This window comes from Streptomyces sp. NPDC000134, assembly GCF_042899225.1.
Lineage (GTDB): Bacteria > Actinomycetota > Actinomycetes > Streptomycetales > Streptomycetaceae > Streptomyces.
In genome coordinates, this window is record NZ_JBIAZN010000019.1 from 1 (window position 1) to 16,979 (window position 16,979).

Below are 16,979 nucleotides of genomic sequence, written 5' to 3' on the forward strand. Positions count from 1 at the left end.
TCCTTGCCGCCGGAGAAGAGGATCACCGGCTTCTCGAACTCGCCCGCCACCTCGCGGAAGATGTGCACCGCCTCCGACTCCAGCGCGTCCAGGTGCGACATGGAGAAGGCGCTCACACCAGCCCCCGTTCCGCCAGCACCGCGAACACGGCGTCGGCCGACTCCTCGGGTGTCTGGTCCTGCGTCGGCAGCACCAGCGCCGGGTCGACCGGCGGCTCGTACGGATCGTCGACGCCGGTGAGCCCGGTCAGATGGCCCTCGGCCTGCCGGGCGTACAGCCCCTTGACGTCCCGCTCGCTGCACACCTCGACCGGCGTGGCCACATGCACCTCGATGTACGGCGTCCCGCTCGCCTCGTGCCGCTTGCGGACCGCCTCCCGGCTGTCGGCGTACGGGGCGATGACGGGGACGACGGACAGCACGCCGTTGCGGGCGAGCACCTCCGAGACCAGGCCGATGCGCTGCACATTCGTGTTGCGGTCCTCGCGCGAGAACCCGAGACCGGCCGAGAGGAAACGGCGGATCTCGTCGCCGTCGAGGACCTCCACGCGGCGCCCCCGCGCCCTCAGCCGTTGGTCGAGCAGTCGGGCGATGGTCGTCTTGCCTGCGCTCGGCAGCCCGGTGAGCCAGACGGTGGCTCCGCGCGGCCGTGCCGTGGTGGTCATGCGCAAAGTCCTCTTCTCTCTACTTCCCCCCGCTGACGACCCTTTGGACGTTAGGTAAGAAACTTGAGAGTAGGGACAGAGGAACCTGAGGGTTTTCTAAGTGCATACCCCATGCGCCCGGCCGCACCTGGCCGGCGGACCGCCGTGCACGGCCTCGCTCACGGGTCCCCGGACAGCCCCGCGAAGACGGCGCCCGCGTCCCGCAGCCTGTCGTGCAGCGCGCGGAACACCGCCGCCGAGCGGGCCCCCGGCCAGTCCTCGGGCAGCAGTCGCGCGGGCAGCCCCGGGTCGACGTAGGGCAGGTGCCGCCAGGAGTCCAGGGCCAGCAGGTAGTCCCGGTAGGCGTCCTCCGGCGCGGCGGCGGCGTCCCCGCGCGTCTCCCAGTCGCGCAGCACGCGTGCGTGCCGGTCGAGGAACGCCTCGTACTCCTTCGCGATCGCCGCCAGGTCCCACCAGCGGGCCACCGCCCGCGCGGTCGGGGTGAAGCCGAGGTGCTCCCCGCGGAAGAAGTCCACGTACCCGTCGAGCCCCAGTTGCCCGAGCGCGGACCGGGTCTCCTCGTAGAGCCGGGCCGGGGCGATCCAGACGCCCGGCGCGGCGGTGCCGAAGCCCAGCGCGGCGAGCCGGGACCGCAGGATGTGACGTTTCTGCCGCTCGGATTCCGGGACGGAGAACACGGCGAGCACCCAGCCCTCGTCCCCGGCCGGCTCCGTGGCGTGGACCCGCCGGGCGCCGTCCTCCAGCAACTTCCGGGCCCGCTCCGACAACGCGTACCCGGCGGCGCCCCGCTCCGTGCGGGCCGGCAGCAGCAGGCCGCGCCGCTTCAGCCGGGACACCGAGGAACGGACCGAGGGCGCGTCCACGCCCACCGCGGCCAGCAGCCGGATCAGCTCCTTGACGGGCACCGGGCCCGGCGCGAAGCGGCCGTACGCGCCGTAGAACGTGACGATCAGGGACCGTGGAGCATGCTGGTCGGACACGTTGATCATCTTAGGTCGTCGGCATCGCCGCCGGTCACCCTCGGTCCGCGCGGGCGCCGCGGCGGCCGGGCCGGCGGGCCGGGGGGTCCGCGACCCCCCGGGGGGCCGTCGCTCAGATGTCCCGGAACGTCTCGATCTGCGCCCCCACCGAGTTCAGGCGCTCGGCGAGGTCCTCGTAACCCCGGTTGATGACATAGACGTTGCGCAGCACCGACGTGCCCTCGGCGGCCATCATCGCCAGCAGCACGACGACGGCGGGGCGGAGGGCGGGCGGGCACATCATCTCGGCGGCGCGCCAGCGGGTGGGGCCCTCGACCAGCACCCGGTGCGGGTCCAGCAACTGCAGGCGCCCGCCGAGGCGGTTGAGGTCGGTCAGGTAGATGGCGCGGTTGTCGTAGACCCAGTCGTGGATGAGGGTCTGGCCCTGCGCGGAGGCGGCGATGGCCGCGAAGAACGGGACGTTGTCGATGTTCAGGCCGGGGAACGGCATCGGGTGGATCTTGTCGATGGGCGCCTCCAGCTTGGAGGGGCGCACCGTCAGGTCCACCAGGCGGGTGCGGCCGTTGTCGGCGACGTACTCGGGCGTGCGGTCGTGGTCGAGGCCCATCTCCTCCAGGACCGCCAGCTCGATCTCCAGGAACTCGATGGGCACGCGCCGTACCGTCAGCTCCGACTCGGTGACCACCGCGGCGGCCAGCAGGCTCATCGCCTCGACCGGGTCCTCGGAGGGGGAGTAGTCCACGTCCACGTCGATGACCGGCAGGCCGTGCACGGTCAGGGTGGTGGTGCCGATGCCCTCGACCTCGACGCCGAGCGCCTCCAGGAAGAAGCACAGGTCCTGGACCATGTAGTTGGAGGAGGCGTTGCGGATGACGGTGACGCCGTCGTGCCGGGCGGCGGCCAGCAGCGCGTTCTCGGTGACCGTGTCGCCCCGCTCGGTCAGCACGATCGGGCGGTCCGGGCGGACCGAGCGGTCCACGACGGCGTGGTACTGGCCCTCCGTCGCCGCCACCTCCAGACCGAACCGGCGCAGCGCGATCATGTGCGGTTCGATGGTCCGGGTGCCCAGGTCGCAGCCGCCGGCGTAGGGCAGCTTGAAGCGGTCCATGCGGTGCAGCAGCGGGCCGAGGAACATGATGATCGACCGGGTGCGCACCGCGGCCTCGGCGTCGATGGCCGCCATGTCGAACTCGGCCGGCGGCACGATCTCCAGGTCCACGCCGTCGTTGATCCAACGGGTGCGCACACCGATGGAGTTGAGCACCTCCAGGAGGCGGTACACCTCCTCGATCCGGGCGACCCGGCGCAGTACCGTGCGCCCCTTGTTGAGCAGCGAGGCGCACAGCAGGGCCACACACGCGTTCTTGCTCGTCTTGACGTCGATGGCACCGGACAGGCGCCGGCCGCCGACCACCCGCAGATGCATCGGGCCCGCGTAGCCCAGAGAGACGATCTCACTGTCCAGCGCTTCGCCGATCCTGGCGATCATCTCAAGGCTGATGTTCTGGTTCCCGCGCTCGATGCGGTTGACCGCACTCTGGCTGGTGCCGAGCGCCTCCGCGAGCTGTGACTGCGTCCAGCCGCGGTGCTGCCGGGCGTCACGGATGAGCTTGCCGATGCGTACGAGGTAGTCGTCTGCCATGAGGTCGAGGCTATCTCAGATATGAGATGGCGCCTCTTGGGGGGTCCGTCCGGGTGACGAGATGTCACCCGCGCTTGGCCGAGCGGGTGCGCCGCCAGCCGAAGGGACCGGGCAGATCCATCGACGTCGTACGGCGTCCGGTGCTGCTGTGGGTGTGCCGGGGACCGTTGCTGCCGCCGGTGGTGATCGACCAGGAACGCTTGTTGATGTTCAGCCGCACTCCGGGCAGGATTCGGAAGCTCTTGCGGAACGTGAGGGGCATCGTGCCTCCTTGGCAGGTCGGGCCGGGCCGGACGGCCCCGGCTCAACTCGGTTACCCCGCAAGGGCGCGGTGATGGCCGGACCGGTCAGGAATCGAGAAGCACGGGCCCGGCGCCGCGATTAGCGTGACGGACATGGACATCACCATTCACACCGCCTTCCTCCCGCAGGACGACCCCGAGGCCGCCCTGGCGTTCTACCGCGACACCCTCGGCTTCGAGGTCCGCAAGGACGTCGGGTACCAGGGGATGCGCTGGATCACCGTCGGCCCGCCCGGCCAGCCCGGCACCTCCCTGGTGCTGCACCCCCCGGCCGCCGACCCGGGCATCACCGAGGACGAGCGCCGCACCATCACCGAGATGATGGCCAAGGGCACCTACGGGAGCATCGTCCTGGCCACCCACGACCTCGACGGCGTCTTCGAGCGGGTGCAGGCCACCGCCGAGGTGGTCCAGGAGCCGACGAAGCAGCCGTACGGCGTCCGCGACTGCGCCTTCCGGGACCCCGCGGGCAACATGGTCCGCATCCAGGAACTGGCCTGACCCGCCTCCGCCGGCCAGGCGTTCCCGCGGACCCGGGCCCGCCCGCCGGGCCCGCCCGCCGGATGCGCGGAAACGCCCGGCCGGCGGCCCGCCCCGCACGTATCCTCATGGCCGCCCCGATGCAGCCCGGCGGCGTCGACACTATGGAGAGACGATGACCACGGCCCCGCGCCCGGACACCCACCCGACCGCCCCGCACGCCGCCGACAGCCACGACCTGATCCGGGTGCACGGGGCGCGGGAGAACAACCTGAAGGACGTGAGCGTCGAGATCCCCAAACGGCGGCTGACGGTCTTCACCGGGGTCTCCGGCTCGGGCAAGAGCTCCCTGGTCTTCGACACCATCGCCGCCGAGTCCCAGCGGATGATCAACGAGACGTACAGCGCCTTCGTGCAGGGCTTCATGCCGACGCTCGCCCGGCCCGAGGCCGACCTCCTGGAGGGGCTGACCACCGCGATCATCGTCGACCAGCAGCGGATGGGTGCCGACCCCCGCTCCACGGTCGGCACCGCCACCGACACCAACGCCCTGCTGCGCATCCTGTTCAGCCGGCTCGCCGAGCCGCACGTCGGCCCGCCCGGCGCGTACTCCTTCAACGTCGCCTCGGTCTCCGCGAGCGGCGGCTTCCGGGTCGAGCGGGGCGCCGAGAAGACGAAGACCGAGAAGGTGACGTTCAGCCGCACCGGCGGGATGTGCGTGCGCTGCGAGGGCCGCGGCAGCGTCTCCGACATCGACCTCGGCCAGCTCTACGACGACTCCAAGTCGATCGCCGAGGGCGCGTTCACCATCCCCGGCTGGAAGTCGGACAGCGTCTGGACGGTCGGGGTCTACGCCCAGTCCGGCTTCCTCGACCCGGACAAGCCGATCCGCGAGTTCTCCGAGAAGGAGATGCGGGACTTCCTGTACGGCGAGCCCACCAAGGTCAAGGTCAACGGCGTCAACCTCACCTACGAGGGCCTGATCCCCAAGATCCAGAAGTCCTTCCTGGCCAAGGACAAGGAGGCCCTCCAGCCGCACATCCGGGCCTTCGTGGAGCGGGCGGTCACCTTCACCACCTGCCCCGACTGCGACGGCACCCGGCTCAGCGAGGCCGTCCGCTCCTCGAAGATCGCGGGCGTCTCCATAGCCGACGCCTGCGCGATGGAGATCCGGGACCTCGCCGAGTGGGTCCGCGGCCTCGCCGAACCCTCCGTGGTACCGCTGCTCACCGCGCTGCGGGAGACCCTGGAGTCCTTCGTGGAGATCGGCCTCGGCTACCTCTCCCTGGACCGGCCGGCCGGCACCCTCTCGGGCGGCGAGGCCCAGCGCGTGAAGATGATCCGCCACCTCGGCTCCGCCCTCACCGACGTCACGTACGTCTTCGACGAGCCCACCATCGGGCTGCACCCGCACGACATCCAGCGCATGAACGACCTGCTGCTGCGCCTGCGGGACAAGGGCAACACGGTCCTCGTCGTCGAGCACAAGCCGGAGACGATCGCCATCGCCGACCACGTCGTCGACCTCGGCCCCGGCGCGGGCACGGCCGGCGGCACCGTCTGCTTCGAGGGCACCGTCGCCGGTCTGCGCGCCTCCGGCACCGTCACCGGCCGGCACCTCGACGACCGGGCCGCGCTGAAGGAGGAGGTCCGCAAGCCCACCGGGGCCCTGGAGATCCGCGGCGCCTCGGCGAACAACCTGCGCGACGTCGACGTCGACATCCCGCTCGGCACCCTGGTCGTCGTCACCGGCGTGGCGGGCTCCGGCAAGAGTTCGCTGGTGCACGGCTCGATCCCGGCCGGCGAGAACGCGGTCTTCGTCGACCAGAGCCCGATCCGCGGCTCCCGGCGCTCCAACCCGGCCACCTACACCGGGCTGCTCGACCCGATCCGCAAGTCCTTCGCCAAGGCGAGCGGCGCCAAGCCCGCCCTGTTCAGCCCCAACTCCGAGGGCGCCTGCCCGGCCTGCAACGGCGCCGGGGTGGTCTTCACCGACCTGGCGATGATGGCGGGCGTCGCCACCACGTGTGAGGAGTGCGAGGGCCGCCGCTTCCAGGCGTCGGTCCTGGAGCACCGGCTCGGCGGCCGGAACATCGGCGAGGTGCTGGCGATGCCGGTGACCGAGGCGGAGGAGTTCTTCGCGGCCGGCGAGGCCCGCACCCCGGCCGCGCACCGGGTCCTCCAGCGGCTCGCCGACGTCGGGCTCGGCTACCTCAGCCTCGGCCAGCCGCTCACCACCCTCTCCGGCGGCGAGCGGCAGCGGCTGAAACTCGCCACGCACATGGGCGACAAGGGCGGGATCTACGTCCTCGACGAGCCGACCACGGGCCTCCACCTCGCCGACGTCGAACAGTTGCTCGGCCTGCTCGACCGGCTGGTGGACGCCGGCAAGTCGGTCGTCGTCATCGAGCACCACCAGGCCGTCATGGCCCACGCCGACTGGATCATCGACCTGGGCCCCGGCGCCGGCCACGACGGCGGCCGGGTCGTCTTCGAGGGCACCCCGGCCGACCTGGTCGCCGCCCGCTCCACCCTGACCGGCGAACACCTGGCGGCCTACGTGGGGGCACCCGGGGCCTGACGGCCCCACGCCGGGCGCCCGCCTGACGGTCCCACGCCGGGCGCCCGCCCGACGGCCTCACGCCGCGCTCCCGTCCGACGGTCCCGGGCCGGGCGCCCGGCGATCCCGGGCGGGTGTCACCGGGCCGCCGTACGATCGGTCGGGTGACGAGCAGACCCAGCCAGGATCAGCGGCTGAAGGACCTGGCGCGGCTGCGCCGGGTCAAGGACCGCATCGACCGGGAGTACGCGCGCCCGCTCGACGTCGAGGCCCTCGCCCGCGGCGAGCACATGTCGGCCGGGCACCTCAGCCGCGCCTTCCGGGCCGCGTACGGCGAGTCGCCGTACGCGTATCTCATGACCCGCCGGATCGAGCGGGCGATGGCGCTGCTGCGCCGCGGCGACCTCAGCGTCACCGAGGTCTGCTTCGAGGTGGGCTGCGCCTCGCTCGGCACCTTCAGCACCCGCTTCACCGAACTGGTCGGGATGCCCCCCAGCGCCTACCGGCGGCTCGCCGCCGACGCGACGGAGGGCATTCCGTCGTGCGTGGCCAAGCAGGTGACCCGCCCGGTCCGGACCAGGGAAACCCGGCCGTCCGGCCCGGACCGGGCGGGGCGGAGCGGGGTCGGGGCATGACCAGGACGCCCCCATGTACTAGAGTTATCTCGACATCGAGATATCTGCCGAGGCGTACCGCAGCCGCCATCCCGGTAAGGCTAGCCTAACTTAGCCTTACCTGAGCGGATCGGCCAGGGCGGCGTGGCGGCACGATGCGGTGGTACGCGCACATGAATGAAGGAGACTGTCGTGTCGGCGAACAGCTTCGACGCCCGCAGCACGCTGCAGGTGGGCGACGAGTCGTACGAGATCTTCCGGCTGGACAAGGTCGAGGGCTCCGCGCGCCTTCCCTACAGCCTGAAGGTGCTGCTGGAGAACCTCCTCCGCACCGAGGACGGCGCGAACATCACCGCCGACCACATCCGCGCCCTCGGCACCTGGGACTCCCAGGCCCAGCCGTCGCAGGAGATCCAGTTCACGCCCGCCCGCGTGATCATGCAGGACTTCACCGGCGTGCCCTGTGTCGTGGACCTCGCCACCATGCGTGAGGCGGTCAAGGAGCTGGGCGGCGACCCGGCGAAGGTCAACCCGCTCTCCCCGGCCGAACTGGTCATCGACCACTCCGTCATCGCCGACAAGTTCGGCACCAACGACGCCTTCAAGCAGAACGTCGACCTGGAGTACGGCCGCAACAAGGAGCGCTACCAGTTCCTGCGCTGGGGCCAGACCGCGTTCGACGACTTCAAGGTCGTCCCGCCCGGCACCGGCATCGTCCACCAGGTCAACATCGAGCACCTGGCCCGCGTCGTCATGATCCGCGACGGCAAGGCGTACCCCGACACCCTGGTCGGCACCGACTCCCACACCACCATGGTCAACGGCCTGGGCGTGCTCGGCTGGGGCGTCGGCGGCATCGAGGCCGAGGCCGCGATGCTCGGCCAGCCGGTCTCCATGCTGATCCCGCGCGTCGTCGGCTTCAAGCTCACCGGCGAGCTGCCGCCCGGCACCACCGCCACCGACCTGGTCCTCACGATCACCGAGATGCTGCGCGAGCACGGCGTCGTCGGCAAGTTCGTCGAGTTCTACGGCGAGGGCGTGGCCGCCACCAGCCTGGCCAACCGCGCCACCATCGGCAACATGTCCCCGGAGTTCGGCTCCACCGCCGCGATCTTCCCGATCGACGACGAGACGCTGAACTACCTGCGGCTGACCGGCCGCAGCGACCAGCAGGTCGCCCTGGTGGAGGCGTACGCCAAGGAGCAGGGCCTGTGGCTGGACCCGGCGGCCGAGCCCGACTTCTCCGAGAAGCTGGAGCTGGACCTCGCCACCGTCGTGCCGTCCATCGCCGGCCCGAAGCGCCCGCAGGACCGCATCGTCCTCGCCGAGGCCGCCCGGCAGTTCGCCAAGGACGTCCTCAACTACGTCGAGGTCCCCGCCGCGCCGCAGTCCGGTACCGCGGCCTCGCCGGTCGACGAGGCGAGCGACGAGTCCTTCCCGGCCTCCGACGCCCCGGCCTACGGCAGCCAGGAGAACGGCGCCGGCGCCCCGCAGCACGCCGACGGCACCGGTGCCGGCGTCCCGTCCAACCCGGTGCGCGTCACCGCCCCCGACGGCACCTCCTACGAGCTGGACCACGGTGCGGTGACGGTCGCGGCCATCACCTCCTGCACCAACACCTCCAACCCGTACGTCATGGTCGCCGCCGCACTCGTGGCGAAGAAGGCGGTCGAGAAGGGCCTGACCCGCAAGCCGTGGGTCAAGACCACCCTCGCCCCGGGCTCCAAGGTCGTCACCGACTACTTCGAGAAGGCGGGCCTGACCCCCTACCTCGACAAGGTCGGCTTCAACCTCGTCGGCTACGGCTGCACCACCTGCATCGGCAACTCCGGCCCGCTGCCGGACGAGGTCTCCCAGGCCGTCAACGAGCACGACCTCGCCGTCACCTCGGTCCTGTCCGGCAACCGGAACTTCGAGGGCCGGATCAACCCCGACGTCAAGATGAACTACCTGGCGTCCCCGCCGCTGGTCGTCGCCTACGCGATCGCCGGTTCCATGAAGGTGGACATCACCCGCGACGCCCTGGGCACCGACCAGGACGGCAACCCGGTCTTCCTCAAGGACATCTGGCCCTCCGAGGCCGAGGTCAACGAGGTCGTGGCCAGCGCCATCGGCGAGGACATGTTCGCCAAGTCCTACGCCGACGTCTTCGCCGGCGACGCCCAGTGGCAGGCGCTGCCCATCCCGACCGGCGACACCTTCGAGTGGGACGCGGAGTCCACCTACGTCCGCAAGCCCCCGTACTTCGAGGGCATGACGATGGAGACCACCCCGGTCTCCGACATCGCGGGCGCCCGCGTCCTGGCCAAGCTGGGCGACTCGGTCACCACCGACCACATCTCCCCGGCCGGCGCCATCAAGGCCGACACCCCGGCCGGCAAGTACCTCACGGAGCACGGCGTCGAGCGCCGCGACTTCAACAGCTACGGCTCGCGCCGCGGCAACCACGAGGTCATGATCCGCGGCACGTTCGCCAACATCCGCCTGCGCAACCAGATCGCGCCGGGCACCGAGGGCGGCTACACCCGCGACTTCACCCGGGCCGCCGAAGGTGAAGGAGGTGCGCCCGTCTCCTTCATCTACGACGCCTCGCAGAACTACCAGGCCGCCGGCATCCCGCTGGTCGTCCTGGCCGGCAAGGAGTACGGCTCCGGCTCGTCCCGCGACTGGGCCGCCAAGGGCACCGCGCTCCTCGGCGTCAAGGCCGTCATCGCCGAGTCCTACGAGCGCATCCACCGCTCCAACCTGATCGGCATGGGCGTCCTCCCGCTCCAGTTCCCGGAGGGCGGGTCCGCCGCCTCCCTCGGCCTGACCGGCGAGGAGACCTTCTCCATCACCGGCGTCACCGAGCTGAACGAGGGCACCACCCCGCGCACGGTGAAGGTCACCACCGACACCGGCGTCGAGTTCGACGCGGTCGTCCGCATCGACACCCCCGGCGAGGCGGACTACTACCGCAACGGCGGCATCATGCAGTACGTCCTGCGCAGCCTGATCCGCAAGTAAGCGGCACGGCGGCACGGACGCGGACCTGAGGGCCGCATCCCCGGCGACGGGGGTGCGGCCCTCTCCCGTGTCCGTCAGGCCAGCAGTTGCACCTCCGCGAGCGTGTGCTCGCCGTCGAGGACCAGCCGGTACTTCGCGTAGGTGCCCGGCGTCCGGACCGAGAACGCCCGGGTCTGCCGGTCCCAGGCGAAGGATTCACCGGACCGTTCGTCGAGGGTGCGCCAGGTGGTGCCGTCCGCCGAGCCCTGGAGTTTCCAGGACGTCGGGGACCCGGCGCGGTCCGCCGGCGAGGTCAGCGTGTACTGCGCCGCCTTCGTCCGGTCGGCCACCGGCAGGTCCACCGAGGTCACGGCCGCCTCCGTCGCCGAGGTGTCGTCGAAGAGGGCTCCGTCGCCGGCCAGGGCGTCCTCGCGCGGCGCCGGCACCTCGTCGTCGCGGGTGATGGAGACCGGCGCGGCGTTCTCGCCGGTGCCCCACGCGGAGGGCCGCGAGCCCATGTCGAACTCCAGGACCCCGCCCCGGGCGATCAGCGAGTGGGGGAGCGAAGTGGAGTTCCACGAGCGGCCGTTGACCTTCAGCCCCTGCACGTACACGTTCCGCGCGGAGTTCTTCGGCGCCTTGACGACCAGTTCCCGCCCGTTCTCCAGATGGACGGTCGCCTCGGTGAACAGCGGGGAGCCGATGGCGTACTCGCCGCTGCCCATCACCAGCGGGTAGAAGCCCAGCGCGGAGAAGAGGAACCAGGCCGACTGCTCGCCGTTGTCCTCGTCGCCGTGGTAGCCCTGCCCGATCTCGCTGCCGGTGTAGAGCCGGGAGAGCACCTCACGCACGTTGCGCTGCGTCTTGTACGGCTGCCCGGCCGCGTCGTACATGTAGAGGGCGTGGTGGGCGACCTGGTTGGAGTGCCCGTACATGCCCATCCGGACGTCCCGCGCCTCGGTCATCTCGTGGATGACGCCGCCGTAGGAGCCGACGAACTCGGCGGCGGCCGTCTCCGGGGTGGCGAGGTACTCGTCGAGCTTGTCGGCGAGGCCGGAGCGCCCGCCGTAGAGGTTGGCCAGGCCCCGGCTGTCCTGCGGGGCGGTGAAGGCGTAGCCCCAGCCGTTGGTCTCGGTGTAGTCGTAGCCCCACACCCGCGGGTCGTACTTCTCCGAGTCCACCCGCCACTTGCCGGACGCGTCCCTGCCCTGGAAGAAGCCCGCCTTCGCGTCGAACATCTTGACGTAGTCCTGGGCGCGGTCGAGGAAGTACGCGGACTCCTCCCGGTACCGCTTCTCCCCGGTCTCCCGGTAGAGCTTCTCGCCCATCTTCGCGATGCCGTAGTCGTTGAGGTAGCCCTCCAGCGCCCAGGACAGGCCCTCGTGCGTCTCGGTGGAGGTGTAGCCGAGGAACGGCGAGGTGGCCATGCCCTTGCGGCCCACTCCCGAGGACGGCGGCACCACCGTGGCGTTCTTCACCGCCGCGTCGTACGCCGCCTCCGCGTCGAAGTCGACGCCCTTGACGTAGGCGTCGGCGAAGGCCACGTCGCTGGAGGTGCCGGTCATCAGGTCCGCGTAGCCGGGGGAGGACCAGCGCGAGGTCCAACCGCCGTCCTTGTAGTGCTGCACGAACCCGTCGACCAGCTCACCGGCCTGCGCCGGGGTGAGGAAGGAGTACGCGGGCCAGGTCGTCCGGTAGGTGTCCCAGAAGCCGTTGTTGACGTACACCTTGCCGTCCACGATCTTCGCGCCGGTGTGCGTCGCGGTGTCCGGCTGGGGCATCTTCTGGAACGGCGAGGCGTACTTGTGGACGCCGTCGACCTTCTCGTGGCCCGCGTTCGGGTACAGGTACAGCCGGTACAGGCTGGAGTACAGCGTGGTCAGTTGGTCCCGGGTGGCGCCCTCGACCTCGACCTTGCCGAGGATGCGGTCCCACTGCCGCTGCGCGTCCCGCTTCACCTTCTCGAAGGAGGCGCCCGCCCCGATCTCCTGGCGCAGGTTGTCCTTCGCCTGGTCGACGCCGATCAGCGAGGTCGCCAGTCTCAGCGTCACCGTGCGGTCGTCGCCCGCGTCGAAGCGGAGGTGGCCCTTGACGCCGCTGGAGTCGCCGCCGGTGACCTTCTTGTCGAACTCGCCGTAGACGAAGAGCCGGGTCGCGCCGGTCGACAGGCCGGACTTCACGTCCGAGTAGCCGGTGAACGTGCCGTTCTCCTGGTCCAGGGTCAGGCCCGCCTGGTCGGTGACGTTGTCGAAGACCACGTTGGCATCGTCGCCGGGGTAGGTGAAGCGGAGCATCGCGGCGTGGTCGGTCGGCGCCATCTCGGCCGTCAGGCCGTTCTCGAAGGTGACCCCGTAGTAGTACGGCCGCGCGGTCTCGTTCTCGTGCCGGAACGGCAGCTCACGGGCCTCCCGGTCGGTCCGGGGGGTGCCGGACGCGGCCGACGGCATCACCTGGAAGGTCTGCCGGTCACCCATCCAGGGACTCGGCTCGTGGCTGGCGCTGAACGCCTGGATCGTCGGCAGGTTGTCCGCGTTGTTGCCGCGGGCGTAGTCGTACAGCCAGCTCAGCGAACCCGCGTCGGTCACCGGCGTCCAGAAGTTGAAGCCGTGCGGGACGGCCGTCGCGGGGAAGTTGTTGCCGCGCGAGAAACCGCCGCTGGAGTTGGTGCCGCGGGTGGTCAGCGCGTAGTCGGAGAGGTGGGCCGCGGGCCGCTCCGGCTCGGCCCGCGTGATCGACACGTCGTCCAGCCAGCCCCGGAACTTCGCCGGGCCCTTCGGGGAGTCGTAGGCGACCAGGACCCGGTCGACCGTCTTTCCGGCCGCGACCGAGCCGATGCCCGACTCGACGGCGTTCCACTGGTTGACGTACAGCACCTTGGACGCGCCCTGCCCGCGCGGCGTCAGCGGGAAGCCGTGACCGTCGGTCGCCCCGAGGTCACTGAGGTAGGTGCCGTCGGTGAAGGCGAGGTCGACGGAGACGTTGGTGGCGTCGTAGTCGAGGTCGCCGTCGGCCATCGACGGAAAGATCTTGTAGGAGAGTTCGGTCCGGCGGTCGACCCGCACATCGACGTCGAACACCTTGTTGTACGAGTAGGCCCGCCCGTCGGCGGTGTGCCGGCCCGCGTAGCGCAGCGCCCGCTTGCCGGTGAACCCGGCGCCCGCCTTGGCCGTCGGGGAGCCGGTGGGACCCTTGTCGACGAGGGAGAGCATGTCCTCGGGGACGGCGGTGCCGTCGCCGCCGGTGGAGAACTGCACGTCGGCGAGCTGGAGGGCGTCGCCCGCCCCGTTGTTCTTCGTGAACTCCAGCCTGAAGTGCCGGAATTCGGCCTTCTCGGCGAGGTCGTACGTCTTCGTCTCGAACCGTTCGGCGAAGGACTCCCCGGTGCGGGTGTCCACGGCCGTCCAGGTCTCGCCGTCCGCCGAGCCCCGCAACGTCCAGTCCACCGGGTCGCGTTCGGCGTGGTCGTTGGCGGAGGTGAGCGCGTACCGGGTCACCTCGGCCGGCGCGTCCAGCTCGAACTCGACCCAGCCGGTGGGGGCGAAGGTCAGCCACTTGGTGCCGGGCTCGGTGTCGACGAGGTTCTCCTTGACCTCGCCGCCGCCCGCGTTCTCGCCGCTCGCCCGGACCTCCTCGACATGGTCGGAGACGTTGCCGGGGATGCCGGTGCGGTAGCCGCCGTCGACGCCGGAGGCGCGCTTGCCGCCGCCCGGCGCGGTGTCGACGGTATTGAGCCAGTCCGGAGCCGGATCGTCCGCCTCGAAGGAGGACGTGAACTCCTTGGCCGGAGCGGCGGGCGTCCCTGGCAGGGCGACCGCCGCGCCCTGCGAGCCGACCGCCAGTGCGAAGGCGGTCGTCACCACGACCGCCGGAACCCATCTGTGCCGAGTTCTGCGCTGCATTCCCGAGGACCCTCCCTGCGCGCTGGACAACGTTGTCAATTCCTGTGCGCAAGGTCCAGTAGTGGGCCAAGTGGCGAGCGGTGTCAAGGTGTTGACAACGGTGCCCGGGGGTTATGTCAGCAATTTTTCCGGCCGACGGCACACCCGCCACTCATATGTCCGTCAGGTCTCAACTCGGAAAAGACCCATGGCCAACCTTGCGTTCGATCTTGCTCCCCTGACGGAAAGTGGACTATACCTGTCGGCCACCGGGGAGATCCGCAGTAACCGAGTCCCCAGGCACGACCCGCACTTCCTGCACGAACCAGCTCGACCCGATCTGCGGTGCCGGGACGGATGATCCGGTTCACCGCCTGAGTCCTGGAGAAGGCGAGGACTTGAGCCATGGGAACCACGTCCGCCGAGCACCACGGCCGCACCGGCGTCGGCCGCCGCGACCTGATCAAGAGGTCGGCCGCGCTCGGTCTGATCTCCGTCCCCACGATGGGTTTCCTGTCCGCCTGCGCGAGCGGCGGCGGCGGTGACGACCAGGACAAAGCGGAGGCGGGCGAGAAGACCGCCAAGAATCCCCTGGGCGTCAACAACAGCGCCCAGATGGAATTCGTCCTCTTCGACGGCGGTTTCGGCAAGGAGTACGCCGAGGACGCGGTGAAGATCTACGAGAAGAACTTCGCCAAGGCGAAGGTGAAGTTCTCCGCCACCCAGAAGATCCAGTCCACCCTCCAGCCCCGCTTCAACCAGGGCACCCCGCCCGACCTCATCGACAACTCCGGCGCCGAGCAGATGGACATGGGCGTCCTCGTCGGCAAGAACCAGCTCGCCGACCTCACCCCGCTGCTCGACGCGCCCTCCTACGACGACCCGGACAAGAAGGTCCGCGACACCCTGCGCCCCGGCATCGTGGAGATGGGCCAGTTCGACGGCGACCAGGTCTGGGTCCTGTACTACGCCTACACCGTGTACGGCGTCTGGTACTCGCAGAAGGCGCTGGACTCGCTCGACGCCGAGTACCCGAAGACCTGGGACGAGATGATCGCGGTCTGCGCCAAGGCCAAGAAGAAGGGCATGGCGGGCTGGACGTACGCCGGCAAGTACCCGTACTACATCCCCTTCTCGCTCTACCCGATGATCGCGAAGGTCGGCGGCACCGAGGTGCTGGACGCCATCGACAACCTGGAGCCGAACGCCTGGAAGCACCCGGCGGTCAAGGCGTGCTTCGAGGCGTACTACGAGCTGTACCGCAAGGGGTACGTCCTCAAGGGCACCCCCGGCCTGGACCACATCCAGTCGCAGACCGCGTGGGCCAAGGGCGACGCCCTGTTCCTGCCCAACGGCTCCTGGGTGGAGAACGAGTCGGCGAAGGTCATCCCCGCCGACTTCGACCTCGCCGTCTCCGCGCCGACCGGCCTGGACTCCTCCGACAAGCTGCCGTTCGGCACCATCTGGGCCTCCGGCGGCGAGCCCTTCGTGGTCCCGGCCAAGGCGAAGAACGGCACCGGCGGCATGGAGCAGTTGCGCATCATGCTGAGCGAGGCGTCCTCGAAGAACTTCACCGCCAAGGTGAAGTCGCTGACCGCGTTCGACGGCGGCACCGACGGCATCGAACTGACCCCCGGCCTGAAGTCCGGCGTCGCCGCCCTGGAACTGGCCGGCGACAACGTGGTGAACCCGCGCATCCAGGACTGGTACGTCAAGCTCCAGAAGGAGCAGATCGGTGTCGGCGGCCTGGGCGAGATGATGGCCGGCCGGCTCACCCCGGCCGAGGCCGTCAAGAAGATCCAGGGCTATGCCGACGAGGCCGCCAAGGACTCGTCGATCAAGCACTACAAGCACCAGTGAGGAAGTGTCACCGGGGCCCGGCCGGCGTGCCCGCGCCGGCCGGGCCCCGGCGGCGCGGACCGCGCGCAGATCGGGGTCGGTAGCAATGCAGCACGGCAAGTACCGGTTCATCGTGGGGTTCCTGGCGCTGCCGCTGGGGGTGTACGCGCTCTTCGTCGTCTGGCCGTTCGTCCAGTCCATCTACTACTCGTTCACGGACTGGACCGGTCTGAGCCCCGACTTCAAGATGGTCGGCCTCGACAACTACTCACGGATGCTCGACGACGACATCTTCTGGAAGTCGCTGTGGCACAGCGTGCTGTTCGCGCTGCTGGTGCCCCTGGTGACGCTCGGCCTGGCGCTGTTCCTGTCCTTCATGATCAATGTGGGCGGACGGCACCGCCGGGGCGGCCCGGTGATCACCGGGGTCCGCGGCTCCGCCTTCTACAAGATCGTCTACTTCTTCCCGCAGGTGCTTTCCATCGCCATCGTGGCCCTGCTGTTCCAGTTCGCGTACAACCCGGACAGCGGGGCGATCAACTCCCTGCTGCGCGGGATCGGGCTGGACGGGGTGCAGCCGCTGTGGCTGGGCGACCCGGGGCTGGCGCTGTGGTGCGTGATGGCGGTGCTGGTGTGGTCCACGGTCGGCTTCTTCGTGGTCCTGTTCTCCGCCGGCATGGCCTCCATCCCGGCGGACCTGTACGAGGCCGCGCTGCTGGACGGGGCGGGCCGCGCGACCACCTTCTTCCGGGTCACCCTGCCGCTGCTGTGGGACACCGTGCAGTCCGGCTGGGTCTACATGGGCATCCTGGCGCTCGGCGCCGAGTCCTTCGCGGTCGTGCAGATCATGACGACCGGGCCCGGCGGACCCGACTACTCGACCACCGTCATGGTCCTGTACGTGTACCAGAAGGCGTTCCGTGACGGCCAGGCCGCCTATGCCACGACCATCGGCGTCGCCCTGCTCGTCGTCACGCTCGCCTTCGCGGCGCTGGTGATGAGGCTGGGCCGGCGCGAGCGGCTGGAGTACTGAGG

Annotated in this window: 11 protein-coding genes and 1 pseudogene; 6 read left to right on the forward strand and 6 right to left on the reverse strand. The window is 70.2% G+C overall.

All coding sequences use genetic code 11. The features are described 5' to 3' along the window. The 5 genes and pseudogenes from ACFY32_RS25800 to ACFY32_RS25820 form a co-directional block, all read right to left on the reverse strand. A pseudogene (locus ACFY32_RS25800) lies at nt 1-101 on the reverse strand (sulfate adenylyltransferase small subunit); the annotation flags it as partial. 11 nt (nt 102-112) lie between these two features. After that, nucleotides 113-664, reverse strand: coding sequence for an adenylyl-sulfate kinase (cysC, locus tag ACFY32_RS25805; RefSeq protein ID WP_359202455.1), 552 nt, complete (start codon nt 662-664; stop codon nt 113-115). A 158-nt stretch (nt 665-822) separates the two neighbouring features. Continuing rightward, nucleotides 823-1,653 (reverse strand): PaaX family transcriptional regulator C-terminal domain-containing protein, encoded by an 831-nt coding sequence (locus ACFY32_RS25810; RefSeq protein ID WP_390675383.1) that lies wholly within the window; start codon nt 1,651-1,653, stop codon nt 823-825. Nucleotides 1,654-1,756: 103 nt separating this feature from the next. Next, nucleotides 1,757-3,286: a UDP-N-acetylglucosamine 1-carboxyvinyltransferase gene (locus ACFY32_RS25815; protein WP_359202459.1), complete on the reverse strand. Its 1,530-nt coding sequence runs from the start codon at nt 3,284-3,286 to the stop codon at nt 1,757-1,759. A 64-nt stretch (nt 3,287-3,350) separates the two neighbouring features. Continuing rightward, nucleotides 3,351-3,548: a DUF4236 domain-containing protein gene (locus ACFY32_RS25820; protein WP_359202461.1), complete on the reverse strand. Its 198-nt coding sequence runs from the start codon at nt 3,546-3,548 to the stop codon at nt 3,351-3,353. Nucleotides 3,549-3,681: 133 nt separating this feature from the next. On the opposite strand from ACFY32_RS25820, the gene ACFY32_RS25825 reads away from it, so the two are divergent. From ACFY32_RS25825 to ACFY32_RS25840, 4 genes are all read left to right on the forward strand, one after another. Next, nucleotides 3,682-4,089, forward strand: a complete 408-nt coding sequence (locus ACFY32_RS25825; RefSeq protein ID WP_359202464.1) for a VOC family protein — start codon at nt 3,682-3,684, stop codon at nt 4,087-4,089. A 154-nt stretch (nt 4,090-4,243) separates the two neighbouring features. After that, a complete protein-coding gene (locus ACFY32_RS25830; RefSeq protein ID WP_359202466.1) occupies nt 4,244-6,649 on the forward strand; it encodes an excinuclease ABC subunit UvrA in 2,406 nt (801 codons plus the stop codon). A 143-nt stretch (nt 6,650-6,792) separates the two neighbouring features. Beyond that, nucleotides 6,793-7,263 carry a helix-turn-helix transcriptional regulator gene (locus ACFY32_RS25835; RefSeq protein WP_359202468.1) on the forward strand — a complete coding sequence of 157 codons (471 nt, stop codon included), beginning with the start codon at nt 6,793-6,795 and terminating at the stop codon, nt 7,261-7,263. 156 nt (nt 7,264-7,419) lie between these two features. Beyond that, nucleotides 7,420-10,248, forward strand: coding sequence for an aconitate hydratase (locus ACFY32_RS25840; RefSeq protein ID WP_390675384.1), 2,829 nt, complete (start codon nt 7,420-7,422; stop codon nt 10,246-10,248). A gap of 74 nt (nt 10,249-10,322) precedes the next feature. On the opposite strand, the gene ACFY32_RS25845 is transcribed toward ACFY32_RS25840, so the two are convergent. After that, nucleotides 10,323-14,126, reverse strand: coding sequence for a GH92 family glycosyl hydrolase (locus tag ACFY32_RS25845; RefSeq protein ID WP_390675385.1), 3,804 nt, complete (start codon nt 14,124-14,126; stop codon nt 10,323-10,325). Between the two features lie 384 nt (nt 14,127-14,510). Here ACFY32_RS25845 and ngcE point away from each other — a divergent pair, with 384 nt between their 5' ends. Beyond that, nucleotides 14,511-15,965 (forward strand): N-acetylglucosamine/diacetylchitobiose ABC transporter substrate-binding protein, encoded by a 1,455-nt coding sequence (gene ngcE / locus ACFY32_RS25850; RefSeq protein ID WP_359202474.1) that lies wholly within the window; start codon nt 14,511-14,513, stop codon nt 15,963-15,965. A gap of 85 nt (nt 15,966-16,050) precedes the next feature. After that, a complete protein-coding gene (locus tag ACFY32_RS25855; protein WP_359202476.1) occupies nt 16,051-16,977 on the forward strand; it encodes a sugar ABC transporter permease in 927 nt (308 codons plus the stop codon). Nucleotides 16,978-16,979: the final 2 nt, after the last annotated feature.